Raw genomic sequence first — 16,879 nt, 5'->3', positions numbered from 1 at the left:
AATTTTGATAAATAAGGATTATGACATATCAATGACATAGTCCTTTTTATATCGGACGAGGACGTTTTGTAAAAAAATGAAAGATCGCTTATATAATAAATTCAAGGATTTTGATAGGGAATTTTGTCAAAAGTATATTAAAACATACCAATCTAATGCCTATCAAGAAATGAAAGCCTCTGTTAATTTGATGATGAGGAACACTTTTGTATTTAATGATAATTGGGATATGGAACCTTGTTCTAAAGCATATTGTCTTGATCCTTTGGAGTGGGATAATCCAGTAACAGATGATCCAGAATGGTTGTATATGCTAAATCGTCAAACTTATCTTTTTAAATTCCTGGTGGTCTACATTGTTGAAGGCGATAAGTCTTATCTTAGACAAATGAAATATTTTATGTACCATTGGATTGATTGTCAATTTACACTAAAGCCAGAAGGGGCGGTAAGTCGTACTATTGATACTGGGATACGTTGCATGTCATGGCTCAAAGTTTTGATTTTTTTAGATTATTTTGGATTAATAACAGAAACTAAAAAAATTAAACTATTAACTAGTTTACGGGAGCAGATAACTTATATGAGGGACTATTATCGTGAAAAAGATAGTCTAAGTAACTGGGGAATTTTACAAACAACAGCAATATTGGCGTGTTTATACTATTATGAAGATGAATTAAACCTACCTGAAATTCAGAGTTTTGCTGAAGAAGAATTATTACTTCAAATCAAGCTTCAAATTTTAGATGACGGGAGCCAGTATGAACAATCAATTATGTATCATGTAGAAGTCTTGAAGTCCTTAATGGAACTAGTTATCCTTGCGCCTAAATATTATCTACCATTAGAAGAAACTATTGAAAAAATGGTTACCTATCTAATTGCTATGACTGGTCCGGATTATTGTCAACTAGCTATAGGGGACAGTGATGTGACCGATACTCGTGATATTCTAACTTTGGCAACACTTGTGTTGAAATCTTCTAAAACAAAATCATTTTCTTTTGATAATGTTAATTTAGAAACTTTACTTTTGTTTGGGAAGCCATCAATTTATCTTTTTGAAGAAATACCGCGTGCAACAATAGGTGAGTCTGCTTATCTTTTTCCAGATTCTGGTCATGTGTGTTTACGTGATGATAGGCGTTATATATTTTTTAAGAACGGTCCATTTGGTAGCGCTCATACTCATAGTGATAATAATAGTGTTTGTCTCTATGATAAAAAGAAACCTATTTTCATTGATGCAGGAAGATATACTTACAAAGAAGAACAACTAAGGTATGATTTTAAACGTTCGACTAGTCATTCAACATGTACCCTTGATGGGCAATCCTTAGAAATGATCAAGGACTCTTGGACATACAATTCTTATCCAAAATGTGACTATTGTCAGCTGACTTCAAAGGATAGGTATCATTTAGTCGAAGGACAACTACATGTCCAAAGAGCTTCTGATATCTATTACCATAAGCGATGGTTGTTAACTTTACCGCAGGCCATTACCTTAGTTATTGATAAGGTGAATTGTCCAGGAGAGCATGTTTTAACAAATCAATATATTTTAGATGATCAGGTCATTTATGAAAATGGGCTTGTTAACGACTTGAAATTAGTAAGTCCTACGACCTTTAATCTAGAAGATTGCCTTATTTCTAAGCGGTATAATCAATTGACAGAAAGTCATAAATTAGTTAAGAAAATAAAATTTGTTGATGAGGTGATGGATTATACCTTGATAGTTGATCGGAACTGTCAGGTGAAATGTGTTCCTTTAGTGCAAACGAACAGTCATAAGGAACTAAGTAATAGCATTGCATTTGATATTAGGTCTCAAGACTTTCATTATTTAATTGGAGTGCATATGGATGATATTATCTTTGGGGATAAACTCTATTTGATGCAAGGGATAAAATGCAAAGGAAAAGTCATTGTATATGATAAAAATAATGGCAAAATGAGTCGTTTAAAAAATTAAGAGGGCTATTATTATGCTATACTAGTACTATATTAACCATAAAAAAATAAAATCAGTAAAATTAGAAAGGAGGTTTGTTATGTCTAAAAAAATGACCATTAATGACATCGCTCAATTATCAAAAACTTCCAAAACAACGGTTTCTTTTTTCTTGAATCAAAAATTTGAAAAAATGTCGGATGAGACGAGGCAACGTATTCAAGAGGTGATTGATGAAACAGGTTATAGACCAAGTACGATAGCAAGAAGTCTAAATTCTAAAAAAACAAAACTACTAGGTGTCTTAATTGGAGATATAACAAACACATTTTCAAATCAAATTGTAAAAGGAATTGAGCACATCACCAAACAAAAAGGCTATCAAATTATTGTGGGTAATAGTAATTACGATGCCAAAAGTGAAGAAGATTATATTGAAAATATGTTAAATTTAGGTGTTGATGGTTTCATTATTCAGCCTACATCAAATTTTCGAAAGTATTCTCGTATTTTAAAAGAAAAAAAGAAACCAATGGTATTTTTTGATAGTCAACTTTATGAACATAAGACGAGTTGGGTTAAGGCTAATAACTATGATGCTGTTTATGATATGACACAGGAGTGTCTAAATCGAGGGTATAAAAAGTTTATTATGATTACTGCTGATACGAGCTTGCTTAGTACACGTATTGAGAGAGCTTCGGGATTCATGGATGCTTTAAAGGACAATGGTTTCGGTTATGACACTTTGGTGATTGAAGATGATGATCATTCAAAAAGTGATATAGAAGACTTTCTAAAAGCGGTAGTTCCAGATAAGGAGGAGACATTAGTATTTGCACCAAATTGTTGGGCTTTACCAATGGTTTTTACTGCCATGAAAAATCTCAATTTTGATATGCCACGAGTTGGTTTAGTTGGGTTTGACAATATTGAATGGACAGACTTTTCATCTCCTAAAGTGTCAACAATTGTCCAGCCGGCTTATGAAGAAGGTGAACAAGTAGCACAGATTTTGATTAATCGTATTGAAGGAGATGACTCCGTCGATAACCAACAGATTGTAGATTGCCAGATGTTTTGGAAAGAGTCGACTTTTTAAAAAAGATTTCTTATTTATTTGCTATTAAAAAATAAAACCTAGAGAAAATTATCTCTAGGTTATTTGTCCTTATTCTAAAATAAGTAAGCCTTCTTTGACAGCGAAAGGATTTTTCTCATTGATACGGTCGTAAAACATAATACCATCAATGTGGTCAATTTCATGTTGAACAACAATAGAGTTGTAACCTTTTAATTTGAGTCGATGTTTTTCACCAGTTTTGTCGAAATATTCAATAGTTACACGCGCGTGGCGGACGACATAGCCAGGTACTTCACGATCTACTGATAGGCATCCCTCCCCGTCAGATAAAGCAGCATCTTGAACAGAATGCGATACAACTTTAGGGTTGTACATTACTTCTTGGAGGCTATAAGCTTCTTTAGGTGGATTTCCTTGAGCATCCTCAACGTTTGGAACAAGGACGGCAATGATGCGTTTTGAGATGTCTAATTGTGGTGCGGCTAAACCAACACCACCACGTAAGCCTAGCTTCTCAGCCATAATTGGATCTTGAGAGTGTTTTAAAAATTGCATCATTTTTTCTCCGAGAATTTCTTCTTTCTCAGAAAGTGGGAATGTGACTTCTTCAGCCACTTTGCGAAGGGTTGGATTGCCTTCGCGGATAATGTCATTCATGTCAATTAAATGACTAGCTTTTACTAATTTATCAATAGCAGACATATTTTCTCCTAACTGTATTCTCTGATTTAGTTTAGCATAAAATAATTAAATGATAAAGCTACGCTTCATGGCTGAATATTTAATGATTCTAGTGCGAAACGATTTTTGATAAAGTATTTTGGTTTTTCTTTTTGGATAAGGCCTTCTTTGACCATATCATGGATAACTCTTAATAAATGACGATAACTGACGCCAAACGAATCAGCTAAACTACTTAGTTCAAGGTGAAAGCAACCTTGTTCTTCAATTGCTAAAATATGACTTGCAAGTAACTCTTTGACGGTATACCCTAAATTAGTAGACGCTTTGATGTTTTGATCATGAAAAGCCTGAGCTAGCTCTTGACTAAGTTTTAGGAGGAAAGTTGCGTCTGTTAACAGTTTCTCTTTCCGTCCTTTAAGTGATAATTGAATGACTGTAAGATCCTCTAAGGCAATAACAGATGATACAATTTGTCTATTAGTCAAAAGTTCAATATCACCAATCAGTGTTGGTTTTGTTTTAATATCTAAAATATGTTCTTTGCCATTAAAGAGTCGACGTACAATTTTAAAACGTCCCTTGACGATGTAGTGCAAGTATTCTAATTGTTCTCCCTGTTTACATACGGGTTGGCCAGCAGTTAGGGTGATTACTTGTAAATCCTTGAAATAATGTTTTGGAAAGATAGTCTCCAAACAGTAGTCTTGGCAGTAGTTTTCTATATCCATGTATTGACTCCCTATTTGAGATAGTTTTAGGACATATGTCATATATTTCTAGTTTAATATTGATTATACTTTATTTATCTAAAAAAAGACATCAGAAAGAGGTATTGTCACTTGAAAATCTTTATGGAGAAGCTAAGTTTACTCTCTTTATCACTTATCTTGCTATCAACTTTTTCGACATCACCAGCCCTACCACAAATGATATCTTATTATAGAGATAAGGGCTTACCATCACCCCAAGTTGAATTATTATTTTCAATTCCTTCAATGGCTATTATCTTCATCTTGCTTATCACACCTTGGTTAAGTAAAAAACTTTCTGAGAAACATATGATTATCTTTGGGCTATTGCTAACAGCATTAGGGGGAGGATTGCCGGTTGTCAGTCAGAGCTACCTTTTAGTATTTGTATCGCGTCTTTTATTGGGGAGTGGTATTGGTTTTATTAATGCTAGGGCCATTAGTGTGATTAGTGAATATTATCAAGGCAAAGAAAGAAGAAAACTCTTAGGATTAAGGGGGTCCTTTGAAGTTTTAGGAAATGCTGGTTTGACAGCTTTAGTTGGGCTGTTGTTGACTTTTGGTTGGTCCAAATCATTTATGATTTATTTTTTAGCTTTACCAATCTTAGTTCTATATCTTGTTTTTGCGCCTAAGAAAGTGGTGAAAGATACAAATGACAAGATTAAAACTAAAGGTCAAAAAATCCCTAAAGCTGATTTGACTTATATTGTCGCCTTAGCTATTTTAGCAGGATTTGTCATAACTATAAATACTGGGATTAATCTTAGGATACCTCTGCTAGTAGTAGAATTTGGTTTGGGTACGCCAGCTCAAGCTAGTCTTGTTCTTAGTGCGATGATGCTTATGGGAATAATAGCAGGTATGAGTTTTGGTCAGTTGATAGCTATGTTTCATAAACAATTAATTCCAATCTGCCTTGTCTTATTTTCTTTAACATTGCTTGGAGTTGGATTGCCTTCTAATCTAATGGTACTAACAATTAGTGCGATGGCGTCAGGTTTCCTTTACAGCCTGATGGTCACTGCTGTATTTAGCCTAGTAGCAGACCGTGTTGAATATTCGTTGGTTGGTTCTGCAACGACATTAGTTTTAGTATTTTGTAATATTGGTGGAGCTAGTGCGGCTATTCTTCTGTCTTGTTTTGATCATTTACTAGGACAAATAAATGCAGTTTTCTATGTTTATGCTATTTTGAGTTTAGCAGTTGGTATGATTTATTTCTTTAAACGCCTATTTTTTAAGAAAATGTAATGTATATTAACTAAAAAGGGCTTGACAATCATTGTCAAGCTCTCTTCATTTTTCTTCTTCTGGGTAGGTAAATCCCCATTCTTGACGTAGCTGTGTCATGATATCCATAACGTCTTTGGTATAGTTTAAGTACATGTGGTTAGTTTTTCCTGAAACGGCTTCTTCCATATCAGCTACCTCATATTGGAGAGCATTTTCAGTTTTGCCAGCTTCGAGAATATCTTGATGCCCATCCTCAGTATAAGTGATAACTGCCTTTTGTCCTCGCGGATATTCAAAAAGTTCAATGTAGCCTTTATCGTAAGCGATAGTTGCTCGTTTAGGTTGTTTTGCATGTAAACTAAGGCTGACAGTCGCCATCTCATTTGCTGGATTGGTTAGTAGGATACCAACTTGTTCATCAACCCCTGTTGGTGCAAATGTAACTTGAGAGGTAATGTTGTGAGGTGCTTCTGACATAAACCAGCGAATACAAGAAAGTGCATAAACACCAATGTCCAGCAAAGCACCGCCTGCTAGGTCACGACTGAAAAAACGGTTAGTCATATCATATTCTTTATAACTTCCGAAATTCATTTGAATCATTTTTAACGGTCCTAATTTTCCACTATCAACTAATGTTTTTAATTGGCGGTAAATTGGCATATGAAAAATAGTCATGGCTTCAGCTAAGACAACATGGTTAGTTTCGGCTAAATCTATGGCTTCTTTAAGTTCAGTGCTGTTTAAAGTAATAGATTTTTCGCAAAGAACGTGCTTACCATTTGCTAAAGCCTTTCGTAAAAATGAGATGTGAGTATTGTGGGGAGTAGAGATATAAATGATATCCACTTCAGGGTCTTCAAATACTTGATCTATGTGATCATAAACTTTTTGGATACCATATTTGTTAGCAAATTCAAGTCCTTTGTCGTAAGTTCTATTAGCTACAGAATATAATTTTTGTCCACGTGCTTCCAGTGCTTGGGCTAATTCGTTGGCAATAACGCCGGTTCCAAGCGTTGCCCAATTATAATATTTGTCAATCATAACAACCTCCTTGTTGGTTTATAGTATAGCAAAAATAACAAAATGATATTTAGAGAAAGCACCAATATGAGAGTATTTTTAATAGTCAAACTCTGAATTTTCTGTTAGACTGTAAGAGATTACATATGAGATATTAAGGAGAAAATAATGATAAAATATCAAGATGATTTTTACCAAGCGGTTAATGGGGAGTGGGCTAAGACAGCTGTTATTCCTGATGACAAACCAAGGACAGGTGGTTTTTCTGATCTTGCTGATGACATTGAAGCATTAATGCTGTCAACGACAGATAAGTGGCTGGCTGATGAAAATAAACCAAGTGATACGATTTTAAATCATTTTATTGCTTTTCATAAAATGACAGCTGATTATCAAAAACGTGAAGAGGTAGGAGTATCACCAGTATTACCATTAATTGAAGAATATAAAGGCCTACAATCTTTCTCTGAGTTTGCATCAAAAGTTGCAGAATATGAACTAGAAGGTAAACCAAATGAATTTCCATTTGGTGTGGCTCCTGACTTTATGAATGCTCAATTGAATGTACTCTGGGCTGAAGCGCCTGGGATTATTTTACCAGATACAACTTATTATAGTGAAGATAATGAAAAAGGAAAGGAACTCCTTGCTCTTTGGCGTAAAAGTCAAGAAGACTTACTGCCTTTGTTTGGTCTTTCAGAACAGGAAATTAAAGATATCTTGGATAAGGTTTTAGCATTGGATGCAAAATTGGCACAATATGTCTTATCTCGCGAAGAGAGTTCGGAATATGTTAAACTTTACCATCCTTATAACTGGGAAGATTTCACAAAATTAGCACCTGAACTTCCATTAGATGCGATTTTCCAAAAGATATTAGGACAAAAACCAGATAAAGTTATTGTTCCTGAAGAACGTTTCTGGACAGAATTTGCATCTGACTATTACTCAGAATCTAATTGGGAATTATTAAAGGCAGATCTTATTTTATCAGCTGCGAATGCCTATAATGCTTACTTAACTGATGATATTCGTATCAAATCGGGAGTTTACAGTCGAGCTTTATCAGGCACACCACAAGCAATGGATAAGAAAAAAGCAGCTTACTACCTTGCTTCAGGACCTTACAATCAAGCTCTAGGTCTGTGGTATGCAGGGGAAAAATTCTCTCCAGAAGCTAAAGCTGATGTTGAGCATAAGATTGCAACGATGATTGATGTCTATAAGTCACGCTTAGAAAAGGCGGATTGGCTTGCACAGTCAACGCGAGAAAAAGCTATTGTGAAACTTAATGTTATCACACCACATATTGGATACCCTGAGAAACTACCAGAGACTTATACTAAAAAAATCATTGATCCTAAACTATCGCTTGTCGAAAATGCTACTAATTTAGACAAAATTTCAATAGCCTATGGTTGGAGTAAATGGAATAAACCAGTTGATAGAAGTGAATGGCATATGCCTGCCCACATGGTCAATGCGTATTATGATCCACAACAAAACCAAATTGTCTTCCCAGCAGCCATTTTACAAGCACCATTTTATGCTTTAGAGCAAAGTTCATCAGCAAATTATGGGGGAATTGGTGCAGTGATTGCACATGAAATATCACACGCTTTTGACACTAATGGAGCTTCATTTGATGAACATGGAAGTTTGAATAATTGGTGGACTGATGAAGATTTTGAAGCTTTCAAAAAACTTACAGATAAAGTAGTTGAACAGTTTGATGGACTAGAATCTTATGGCGCAAAAGTCAATGGTAAACTAACAGTATCAGAAAATGTTGCAGATTTAGGTGGAGTTGCTTGTGCTTTAGAAGCTGCGCAGCGTGAGTCAGATTTTTCAGCGAGAGATTTCTTTATTAACTTTGCGACAATTTGGCGTATGAAGGCACGTGATGAGTATATGCAAATGTTAGCTAGTGTAGATGTTCACGCCCCAGCACAATGGCGAACTAATATTACAGTAACGAATTTTGAAGAATTCCATAAAGAGTTTGATGTTAAAGATGGTGATAACATGTGGCGTCCAGTTGAAAAACGTGTTATTATTTGGTAACTCTAAATGATAAACTCCCGTTACTCAGATGAGTAGCAGGAGTATTTTTTTATTCTTTTATAGATAAAGATAATGTAGTAGTGTCAACGCTTATCTCAGCTCCAATAGTCACTGTCAAAAGAGGTTGGGTGTGCGCAAAATCCATATCATAAATAACAGGAATTTCCTTGAAAATAGCATGTTTTGAAAGGATATATTCAAAGACTTGTGGAGTCATGCCGCATTCTTTAGGAAAGCGCCCCATAAGAATAGCTTGTGGATGAGGATAAGCTTGTAAAATTGCAGCAAGGTTGCGGTCAAATTCATAAAAATTACTTTCCTCAGCCTCTTCAATCAAGAGGACATAGCGTTCAATTTTCGGTGCATAAGGAGTACCTTGAAGTAGGCCAAACGTAGAGAGATTACCTCCGATAATCGTACCGGAAGCTTTTCCGTGATTATAAATTTTCCATTCTGTTGGGAAAAATTGGCGTGGTTTGCTGGGATCATACCAGGGATCACTAGACCATTCTTCACTAGGCCAAAGTTCATAGTGGTTTTCTGTCATGGCAGTAAGCCAAGCTTGTGTTTGGTAAGGTTGACCTTCCTTCATTTTGAAAGAAGAATAAGCAGGGCCCATGTAAGTTTGAATTTTTGCTTTGGCAAAAATAGCATTAAGGAATGCCGTTGAATCTGAGTAACCACAAATTATTTTGGGATTCTTAGAGATTAAATCATAATCTAAATATGGTAAAAGCTCGTTGGAATTGAATCCGCCAATGGTTGCTAATATGGCATCAACAGAAGGGTCGGCAAATGCTTCATGTAAATCTTCTACACGGCTAGCAATCGAAGCAGAATAGAGGATATCATTTTCTAGATAGTGCTTAGAGAATGACACTTGAAATCCCAGCTTTTCTAGTACTTCTTTGGCTAATAGGTTAGCCTCAAAACCATCCAGACGTTCAATGGAAGAAGAGGGACTAAGAACACGAATGTGGCTGCCTTTTGTTAATTTTTTCATTGGTTAACCTCCTATTTAAATTGTTGTTAGTCTACCACATATGGAGATAATGAGCAACGATATTCTTAAATTCTATCAATTTAAGAAATGCGTGTTATACTAGAGATAGCCGATGAAAGAAAAAATACTTATTATTAATAATTTGGTTATTAAATAGGAGGTTATGATGTCTCAATTATCTTTGGAAGAACGATTGAATCGACTAAAAGATAAATACCTTTCTTCTAAAAATCAAGAATTTTCAAATGTTCACTTAAGTAAAGTAAAGAAGAAAAAGAAGAAATTAATAATACTTGAAAAAGAAAGATGTCGCTGTCGATTGGAGAGAGAAGATACTAAAAAAATCGATGATAAAATTGAGAAATTGAAGAAAGAATTGATAGATGTTATGAAGGAGGAATAATATGGAAGAAACTATTCTAATAGTCAGCTTTCTCCTGTTTTTGATTTTATCTAATGTTATCAATAGGATATTTCCTAAATTACCATTACCATTTATCCAGTTGGTCTTTGGGATTCTCTCTGGCTTAGTTTTTCATAAGTCACAAGTCCATATCGATCCTGAGTTATTCCTTGCCTTTGTTATTGCTCCTTTGAACTTTAGGGAAGGTCAAGAAAGTGATATTGGTAGTTTTATAAAGTATCGGACTATTATTCTTTACTTAATCTTACCAACGGTATTTTTAACAGCTATTGTCGTTGGTTATGTAGCAGGGCACCTTTTGCCAGTTAGTTTACCACTTGCGGCATGCTTTGCGCTTGGAGCAGCCTTAGGCCCAACAGATGCCGTTGCCTTTATATCGATTGCTAAGAGGTTTCAATTTCCTAAACGAGCAGAGAATATCCTCAAATTGGAAGGTCTTTTAAATGACGCTAGTGGTCTAGTTTCCTTCCAGTTTGCTTTAACAGCCCTTGTAACAGGTTATTTCTCCTTAGCAAAAGCTAGTCTCAAGTTAGCATTGGCCATAGTGGGTGGTTTTTTAATTGGCTTGCTTTTTGCTTTTCTAATGAGGTTATGTCTCACTGTCCTAGAGAAATTTGATGCTGCTGATGTTACAGGGGCTCTACTTTTGGAATTAACCTTACCTTTTGTTGCTTATTTCGTTGCTGATTTGTTGGGATTTTCAGCTATTATTGCGGTGGTAGTGGCAGGAGTAATGCAAGCAAATCGTTTGAAAAAAGTGACTCTCTTTGATGCTCAAGTAGATCGCGTTACCTCTGTTATTTGGGAAACCTTAAATTTTATTTTAAATGGTTTAGTTTTCTTAATATTTGGAAGAGAACTGACACGTATCATTGGTCCTCTTTTAACAAGTAACGCTTATAGTAATTTTGATCTTATTAGTATTGTTGTTTTAGTTACTTGCACACTTTTTCTAGTCCGCTTTCTAGCAGTTTCTTGCTTTTATGCTTGGAGATCTTTCAAATACCATAAATCATTTAAAAAGTATTGGGGAGAGATTCAACTGTTGACTTTTTCAGGAGTTAAAGGAAGTGTTTCCATAGCAACAATACTCTTATTACCCAAGCACTCAGTCATAGGAGAGTTGGGGTATAGTTTGATTCTTTTCACTGTTGGTGCAGTAACGCTAATGAGTTTTTTAACGGGACTTTTAGTATTACCAAAGTTAGCGCCTCCCTTACAGGTGAAAGATGATTATTTAATACGTCTATCAATTTTAACAAAAGTATTATCTGTCTTAGAAGAAGACGGTAAGAGTTCTGAAAATCAAGCTTCATTTTATGCAGTTATAGATAATTACAATAGCCGTATTCGTCATCTCATTTTAGAACAAGAATCTAGTGACATTAAGAAGGACTTAGCTGAATTGCAACTGATGATGCTTAGTATAGAAAGCGACGGGCTTGAAGCTGCTTATCGTTATAGCAATATTTCTATCAAAGAATATCGTATTTACCAGCGTTATTTAAAATACTTAGAACGTCAAGTTAATCGTAGCTTTGTGTCAAATATCACTTATAGTTTAACGATTCTTATGCGTGTTATTCGTGGTATTGTTCATGAGTTTTTAACATTTGGACAAGGAATACGAAATCGGAAAAAACATTTCAAAAATAGGAAACGGTTGTTAGCAGAAGTCAATCGTCAGCACTTAACAGATTTGTACTTATCAAATAATGAGCTCATTTTAGAAACGCTAGAAGATATGGAAGGTTATTATAATGCAACTTTGATAGATTTCTTACAAAATGAACGCATTCGAGACGCAGAATTAATTAAATCAGGTTTATTTGTAGAACGTGTCATTGCACGCATAACGCCAGATATTTTAAATGAAACTCTAAGAGGATATTACTTGGAACGCAGAACAATCTCTGAATTTGAAAGGGACGGTTTAATTAGTTCTAAAGAGTCTCAAATTTTAAGGGATAATGTCAATGAATTAGAAAGCTATTCATTAAGAGATAGTCAATCTTCTATACCTTATCAATTATTGGATTTAAAAAAATAATTCTGATAACAAAAAAATCAACGAACAATCGTTGATTTTTTGTTATCTTTGGATAAAATCTTTTATATTTAAGGCGGTAGACGGATTTGAACCGACGATCAAGCTTTTGCAGAGCCGTGCCTTACCACTTGGCTATACCGCCATAACAGATAATATTCTATCGAAAAAAAAAAGATTCGTCAAGCCTCTTTCGTAAAATAGCCAATTTTAGCTCTTAAACTTCCTCATATTACCCAAAAAAAGAGATTGATACCTATTGTATCAATCTCTTTTAGATTATTGTCTGATTAAATAATCAAATGCGCCAATGGCAGCTGTGGCACCAGACCCCATGGAAATAATGATTTGCTTGTAGGCAGCATCTGTACAGTCACCTGCAGCAAAAATACCAGGGATATTTGTTGAGCCAAATTTATCAACGACAATTTCTTGACGTTCATTGAGTTCAATGCCGCTATCCTTGAGCCAAGAAGTACTTGGTACAAGACCAATTTGTACAAAAACACCTTCTAAATCAATGTGTTTTTCTTCGTTTTTATCACGATCGGTATAGTTTAAACCAGTGACATGATCTTCACCAACGATATCTTTAGTAGCAACATTCTTAAGAATAGTTAAATTGTCAGTTTTAGCTGCTCGTTCTTGCAGTACTTGGTCTGCTTTGAGCTCAGGTAAGAATTCTAGGACTGTAACATGTTTAGTGACACCGGCTAGATCTAAAGCAGCTTCCATACCTGAATTACCACCACCTATAACAGCAACATCTTTTCCTTCGAAAAGAGGGCCATCACAATGTGGACAGTAAGTAACACCTTTATTGCGGAATTCTTCCTCGCCAGGAACGTTGATATTTCGCCACTTAGCACCCAGAGCTAGGATAGCAGTTTTAGCTTGTAAAATAGCTCCGTTAGCCAGTGTGACCTCAACTAATTCTTTTTTCTCAATGCCAGTTGCTAATTGACTCTTGATAATATCAATATCGTAAGATTTGGTATGCTCTTCAATTTGAGCCATCAATTTAGGGCCTTCTGTGTACAGTGTACCAATCATGTTCTCAATACCAACTGTTTCGATAACTTGTCCACCAAAAGTTTCTGCTAAAATACCTGTTTTTAACCCTTTACGGGCGGCATAAATTGCAGCACTATTACCTGCAGGACCACCACCAATAACTAGAACATCATAGACACCTTTGTCAGCAAATGCTTCAGCATCAAGAGGTCCATCTAGTTGTTCTAAAAGCTGTTCAATTGTAGCACGACCAGAAGTAAATTCTTCTTGGTCCTTATAAACAGTAGGAACAGACATGATACCTTTTGATTTGACTTCGTCTTGATACATGCCTCCTTCAATCATAGTATGAGTGATATTTGGATTCAAAACAGCCATTATATTAAAGGCTTGAACGACATCTGGACAATTATGGCAAGTTAATGAAACATAAGTTTCTAGATTGATAGTTTTCTCAATCCCCTTAATTCGTTTGATAATATCTTCATCAACTTTTGGTGCGCGACCAGAGACTTGCAACAAAGCTAAAATGAAAGATGTGAATTCATGCCCCATTGGCAAGCCTGAAAAAATAACGCGACTTTCTTGCCCTTTTTTTGCAATCCCAAAACTAGGTTGACGTTTTAAATGTGTTGATTCAAGGCTGATACGATCAGACATAGCGACAATTTCATCTAGAAAATCCTTTACTTTTTGAGAATTATCGTTATCTCCTAAATCAGCTTGTAATACAATATCAGATTCTAGCAAATCTAAATATTGCGCTAATTGAGCCTTGATTTCTTTATCTAAGACCATGGATTACCTCCTGGTTATTAAATTTTACCTACAAGGTCTAAACTAGGAGTTAAAGTTTCAGCTCCTTCTTTCCATTTAGCTGGACAAACTTCACCTGGATGTTGGCGGATGTATTGAGCAGCACGGACTTTATCAATGAGAGTACTTGCATCACGTCCGATGCCATCAGCATTAATTTCCATCATTTGGATGACACCGTCTGGATCAATGATAAATGTACCACGTTGTGCTAGACCGTCTTGACCAAGGACATCAAAACCTTGTGAAATAAGGTGTGAAGGGTCACCAATCATAGGATATGTGATAGTACCAACGACATCTGAGTCATCATGCCATGCTTTATGAACAAAATGAGTATCAGTAGAGACAGAATAAACTTCTACATCAAGAGATTTAAGTGTTTCATATTGCTCTTGAAGGTCACCAAGTTCAGTTGGGCAAACAAATGAAAAGTCTGCTGGGTAGAAACAAAAAACTGCCCATTTTCCTTTAACGTCTTCATTTGTAACAGTGATGAATTTTCCATCGTGATAAGCTTGAGCTGAAAATTCAATAATTTCTTTTCCGACTAATGACATAATAATGTCCTCCTTTATTTTTTAATAGCCTAATTATAAACGAAATACTTTTAAATCTCCAATAAAAACGTTTACATTTTTCTAAGAAAAGTATGATTTTTCTAATAGAGTAGAAGATTTTATAGCTTGTCAAATCTAACTTTTTTTGATAAACTATTATAGTTGCTTAAAGTGACAAATACTCATCTTAGATCAATTGTGGTCTTGTTGCCGAAAGGTTAGGCTGCAAGTCGAAGTCTGAGAGAGGAAAAAACATTTTTAAAGGAGAACTTACTCATGGCAGTAATTTCAATGAAACAACTTCTTGAGGCTGGTGTTCACTTTGGTCACCAAACTCGTCGCTGGAACCCTAAGATGGCTAAGTACATCTTCACAGAACGTAATGGTATCCACGTTATCGACCTTCAACAAACTGTAAAATTAGCTGACCAAGCTTACGAATTTGTTCGTGATGCTGCAGCAAACGATGCAGTTATCTTGTTTGTTGGTACTAAGAAACAAGCAGCTGAAGCTGTTGCTGAAGAAGCTAAACGTGCTGGTCAATACTTCATTAACCACCGTTGGTTAGGTGGAACTCTTACTAACTGGGGAACTATCCAAAAACGTATTGCTCGTTTGAAAGAAATCAAACGTATGGAAGAAGAAGGAACTTTTGAACTTCTTCCTAAGAAAGAAGTTGCATTGTTAAACAAACAACGTGCACGTCTTGAAAAATTCTTGGGTGGTATCGAAGATATGCCACGCATCCCAGATGTAATGTATGTTGTTGACCCACATAAAGAGCAAATCGCTGTTAAAGAAGCTAAAAAACTTGGTATTCCAGTTGTAGCTATGGTTGACACTAACGCTGATCCAGATGATATCGATGTTATCATCCCAGCAAACGATGACGCTATTCGCGCCGTTAAATTAATTACTTCTAAATTAGCTGATGCAGTTATTGAAGGTCGTCAAGGTGAAGATGCTGACATTGACTTCGCTCAAGAAGCACAAGCAGATTCAATTGAAGAAATCGTTGAAGTAGTTGAAGGATCAAACAACGACTAACATTTAATTTATTGTAAATCCTAAAACGGGGCAGATGCAAACCGCTCTGTCTCGTTTTTTTAATCATTATTTGAAATTAAGAGGAGAACGAAAATGGCAGAAATCACAGCTAAACTTGTAAAAGAATTGCGTGAAAAATCAGGTGCAGGCGTTATGGACGCTAAAAAAGCATTAGTAGAAACTGATGGTGACCTTGATAAAGCGATTGAATTACTTCGCGAAAAAGGTATGGCTAAAGCAGCTAAAAAAGCAGACCGTGTTGCTGCTGAAGGTTTAACAGGTGTTTATGTTGATGGTAACGTTGCAGCAGTTATTGAAGTTAACGCTGAGACTGACTTTGTTGCTAAAAACGACCAATTTGTAACATTAGTTAATGAAACTGCTAAAGTTATTGCAGAAGGACGTCCTTCAAACAATGAAGAAGCACTTGCTTTAACAATGCCTTCAGGTGAAACTTTAGAACAAGCATTTGTAACTGCAACTGCTACAATTGGTGAAAAAATTTCATTCCGTCGCTTCGCTTTAGTTGAAAAAACTGATGAGCAACATTTTGGTGCATACCAACATAATGGTGGACGTATCGGAGTAATTACTGTTGTTGAAGGTGGCGACGATGCACTTGCTAAACAAGTATCAATGCACGTTGCAGCTATGAAGCCAACTGTTCTTTCATATACTGAACTTGATGCACAATTTGTTCATGATGAATTAGCTCAGTTGAACCACAAAATTGAGCAAGACAACGAGAGTCGTGCTATGGTTAACAAACCAGCTCTTCCATTCCTTAAATATGGATCAAAAGCTCAATTGACTGATGAAGTTATTGCCCAAGCAGAAGAAGACATCAAAGCAGAATTAGCTGCAGAAGGTAAACCAGAAAAAATCTGGGATAAAATCGTTCCAGGTAAAATGGATCGTTTCATGCTTGACAACACTAAAGTTGACCAAGAGTACACACTCCTTGCTCAAGTTTACATCATGGATGATAGCAAAACAGTTGAAGCTTATCTTGAGTCAGTAAATGCTAAAGCAGTTGCTTTCGTACGTTTTGAAGTTGGAGAAGGTATTGAGAAAGCTTCTAACGACTTTGAAGCAGAAGTTGCAGCTACAATGGCAGCAGCACTTGAAAAATAATTAACACTCGCTTTATATTATAATTTGGCAG

The 16,879-nt window shown here is 35.6% G+C and carries 14 protein-coding genes and 1 tRNA gene; 8 read left to right on the top strand and 7 right to left on the bottom strand.

Annotated features, from left to right (window positions below):
• The first annotated feature begins 76 nt into the window (after positions 1-76).
• Together QOR44_RS08990 and QOR44_RS08985 are read left to right on the top strand one after the other, a co-directional pair.
• Complete coding sequence (locus QOR44_RS08990) at positions 77-1,981, top strand: heparinase II/III domain-containing protein (protein WP_000654960.1); 1,905 nt, start codon at positions 77-79, stop codon at positions 1,979-1,981.
• A gap of 79 nt (positions 1,982-2,060) precedes the next feature.
• Positions 2,061-3,062: a LacI family DNA-binding transcriptional regulator gene (locus tag QOR44_RS08985; RefSeq protein ID WP_000038817.1), complete on the top strand. Its 1,002-nt coding sequence runs from the start codon at positions 2,061-2,063 to the stop codon at positions 3,060-3,062.
• Between the two features lie 69 nt (positions 3,063-3,131).
• Here QOR44_RS08985 and def read toward each other — a convergent pair whose 3' ends face one another.
• Positions 3,132-3,746, bottom strand: a complete 615-nt coding sequence (gene def, locus QOR44_RS08980; protein ID WP_001272875.1) for a peptide deformylase — start codon at positions 3,744-3,746, stop codon at positions 3,132-3,134.
• Between the two features lie 65 nt (positions 3,747-3,811).
• Entirely contained in the window at positions 3,812-4,456 is a 645-nt protein-coding gene (locus QOR44_RS08975) for a cyclic nucleotide-binding domain-containing protein (RefSeq protein ID WP_000350695.1), read from the bottom strand.
• 111 nt (positions 4,457-4,567) lie between these two features.
• On the opposite strand from QOR44_RS08975, the gene QOR44_RS08970 reads away from it, so the two are divergent.
• Positions 4,568-5,731, top strand: a complete 1,164-nt coding sequence (locus QOR44_RS08970) for an MFS transporter (RefSeq protein ID WP_000689140.1) — start codon at positions 4,568-4,570, stop codon at positions 5,729-5,731.
• A 45-nt stretch (positions 5,732-5,776) separates the two neighbouring features.
• Here QOR44_RS08970 and QOR44_RS08965 read toward each other — a convergent pair whose 3' ends face one another.
• Entirely contained in the window at positions 5,777-6,760 is a 984-nt protein-coding gene (locus QOR44_RS08965) for a Gfo/Idh/MocA family protein (RefSeq protein WP_000566094.1), read from the bottom strand.
• A 147-nt stretch (positions 6,761-6,907) separates the two neighbouring features.
• Between QOR44_RS08965 and QOR44_RS08960 the strand changes: the two genes are divergently transcribed.
• Positions 6,908-8,803 (top strand): M13 family metallopeptidase, encoded by a 1,896-nt coding sequence (locus QOR44_RS08960; protein WP_000599041.1) that lies wholly within the window; start codon positions 6,908-6,910, stop codon positions 8,801-8,803.
• Between the two features lie 49 nt (positions 8,804-8,852).
• On the opposite strand, the gene QOR44_RS08955 is transcribed toward QOR44_RS08960, so the two are convergent.
• On the bottom strand, positions 8,853-9,806 hold the full coding sequence (locus tag QOR44_RS08955) for a S66 family peptidase (protein ID WP_000737078.1): 954 nt from the start codon (positions 9,804-9,806) through the stop codon (positions 8,853-8,855).
• A gap of 166 nt (positions 9,807-9,972) precedes the next feature.
• On the opposite strand from QOR44_RS08955, the gene QOR44_RS08950 reads away from it, so the two are divergent.
• Both QOR44_RS08950 and QOR44_RS08945 read left to right on the top strand, forming a co-directional pair.
• The gene (locus QOR44_RS08950) at positions 9,973-10,209 is read left to right on the top strand and encodes a hypothetical protein (RefSeq protein ID WP_000080855.1); all 237 of its coding nucleotides are present in this window, start codon (positions 9,973-9,975) and stop codon (positions 10,207-10,209) included.
• Position 10,210: 1 nt separating this feature from the next.
• On the top strand, positions 10,211-12,280 hold the full coding sequence (locus QOR44_RS08945) for a cation:proton antiporter (RefSeq protein ID WP_000393094.1): 2,070 nt from the start codon (positions 10,211-10,213) through the stop codon (positions 12,278-12,280).
• A 71-nt stretch (positions 12,281-12,351) separates the two neighbouring features.
• On the opposite strand, the gene QOR44_RS08940 is transcribed toward QOR44_RS08945, so the two are convergent.
• The 3 genes from QOR44_RS08940 to ahpC form a co-directional block, all read right to left on the bottom strand.
• Positions 12,352-12,422: transfer RNA gene (locus tag QOR44_RS08940), tRNA-Cys, on the bottom strand.
• Positions 12,423-12,556: 134 nt separating this feature from the next.
• Entirely contained in the window at positions 12,557-14,089 is a 1,533-nt protein-coding gene (gene ahpF, locus QOR44_RS08935) for an alkyl hydroperoxide reductase subunit F (protein ID WP_000242130.1), read from the bottom strand.
• Positions 14,090-14,106: 17 nt separating this feature from the next.
• On the bottom strand, positions 14,107-14,667 hold the full coding sequence (gene ahpC / locus QOR44_RS08930; RefSeq protein WP_000060538.1) for an alkyl hydroperoxide reductase subunit C: 561 nt from the start codon (positions 14,665-14,667) through the stop codon (positions 14,107-14,109).
• Between the two features lie 276 nt (positions 14,668-14,943).
• Between ahpC and rpsB the strand changes: the two genes are divergently transcribed.
• Positions 14,944-15,714 carry a 30S ribosomal protein S2 gene (gene rpsB, locus QOR44_RS08925; RefSeq protein WP_000268452.1) on the top strand — a complete coding sequence of 257 codons (771 nt, stop codon included), beginning with the start codon at positions 14,944-14,946 and terminating at the stop codon, positions 15,712-15,714.
• A gap of 93 nt (positions 15,715-15,807) precedes the next feature.
• Positions 15,808-16,848: a translation elongation factor Ts gene (tsf, locus tag QOR44_RS08920; RefSeq protein ID WP_000808080.1), complete on the top strand. Its 1,041-nt coding sequence runs from the start codon at positions 15,808-15,810 to the stop codon at positions 16,846-16,848.
• The last annotated feature ends 31 nt before the right edge of the window (positions 16,849-16,879 follow it).

This window comes from Streptococcus agalactiae, assembly GCF_949788565.1.
In the GTDB taxonomy this organism is placed as follows: Bacteria; Bacillota; Bacilli; order Lactobacillales; family Streptococcaceae; genus Streptococcus; species Streptococcus agalactiae.
This window is presented reverse-complemented; position numbering and strand designations above follow the sequence as displayed.

What these genes read in the sequence shown, in the direction of transcription:
- QOR44_RS08990 (WP_000654960.1), top strand. Translation starts at nt 77, where the DNA reads ATGAAAGATCGCTTATATAATAAATTCAAGGATTTTGATAGGGAATTT.
- QOR44_RS08985 (WP_000038817.1), top strand. Translation starts at nt 2,061, where the DNA reads ATGTCTAAAAAAATGACCATTAATGACATCGCTCAATTATCAAAAACT.
- def (WP_001272875.1), bottom strand. Translation starts at nt 3,746, where the DNA reads ATGTCTGCTATTGATAAATTAGTAAAAGCTAGTCATTTAATTGACATG.
- QOR44_RS08975 (WP_000350695.1), bottom strand. Translation starts at nt 4,456, where the DNA reads ATGGATATAGAAAACTACTGCCAAGACTACTGTTTGGAGACTATCTTT.
- QOR44_RS08965 (WP_000566094.1), bottom strand. Translation starts at nt 6,760, where the DNA reads ATGATTGACAAATATTATAATTGGGCAACGCTTGGAACCGGCGTTATT.
- QOR44_RS08960 (WP_000599041.1), top strand. Translation starts at nt 6,908, where the DNA reads ATGATAAAATATCAAGATGATTTTTACCAAGCGGTTAATGGGGAGTGG.
- QOR44_RS08955 (WP_000737078.1), bottom strand. Translation starts at nt 9,806, where the DNA reads ATGAAAAAATTAACAAAAGGCAGCCACATTCGTGTTCTTAGTCCCTCT.
- QOR44_RS08950 (WP_000080855.1), top strand. Translation starts at nt 9,973, where the DNA reads ATGTCTCAATTATCTTTGGAAGAACGATTGAATCGACTAAAAGATAAA.
- QOR44_RS08945 (WP_000393094.1), top strand. Translation starts at nt 10,211, where the DNA reads ATGGAAGAAACTATTCTAATAGTCAGCTTTCTCCTGTTTTTGATTTTA.
- ahpF (WP_000242130.1), bottom strand. Translation starts at nt 14,089, where the DNA reads ATGGTCTTAGATAAAGAAATCAAGGCTCAATTAGCGCAATATTTAGAT.
- ahpC (WP_000060538.1), bottom strand. Translation starts at nt 14,667, where the DNA reads ATGTCATTAGTCGGAAAAGAAATTATTGAATTTTCAGCTCAAGCTTAT.
- rpsB (WP_000268452.1), top strand. Translation starts at nt 14,944, where the DNA reads ATGGCAGTAATTTCAATGAAACAACTTCTTGAGGCTGGTGTTCACTTT.
- tsf (WP_000808080.1), top strand. Translation starts at nt 15,808, where the DNA reads ATGGCAGAAATCACAGCTAAACTTGTAAAAGAATTGCGTGAAAAATCA.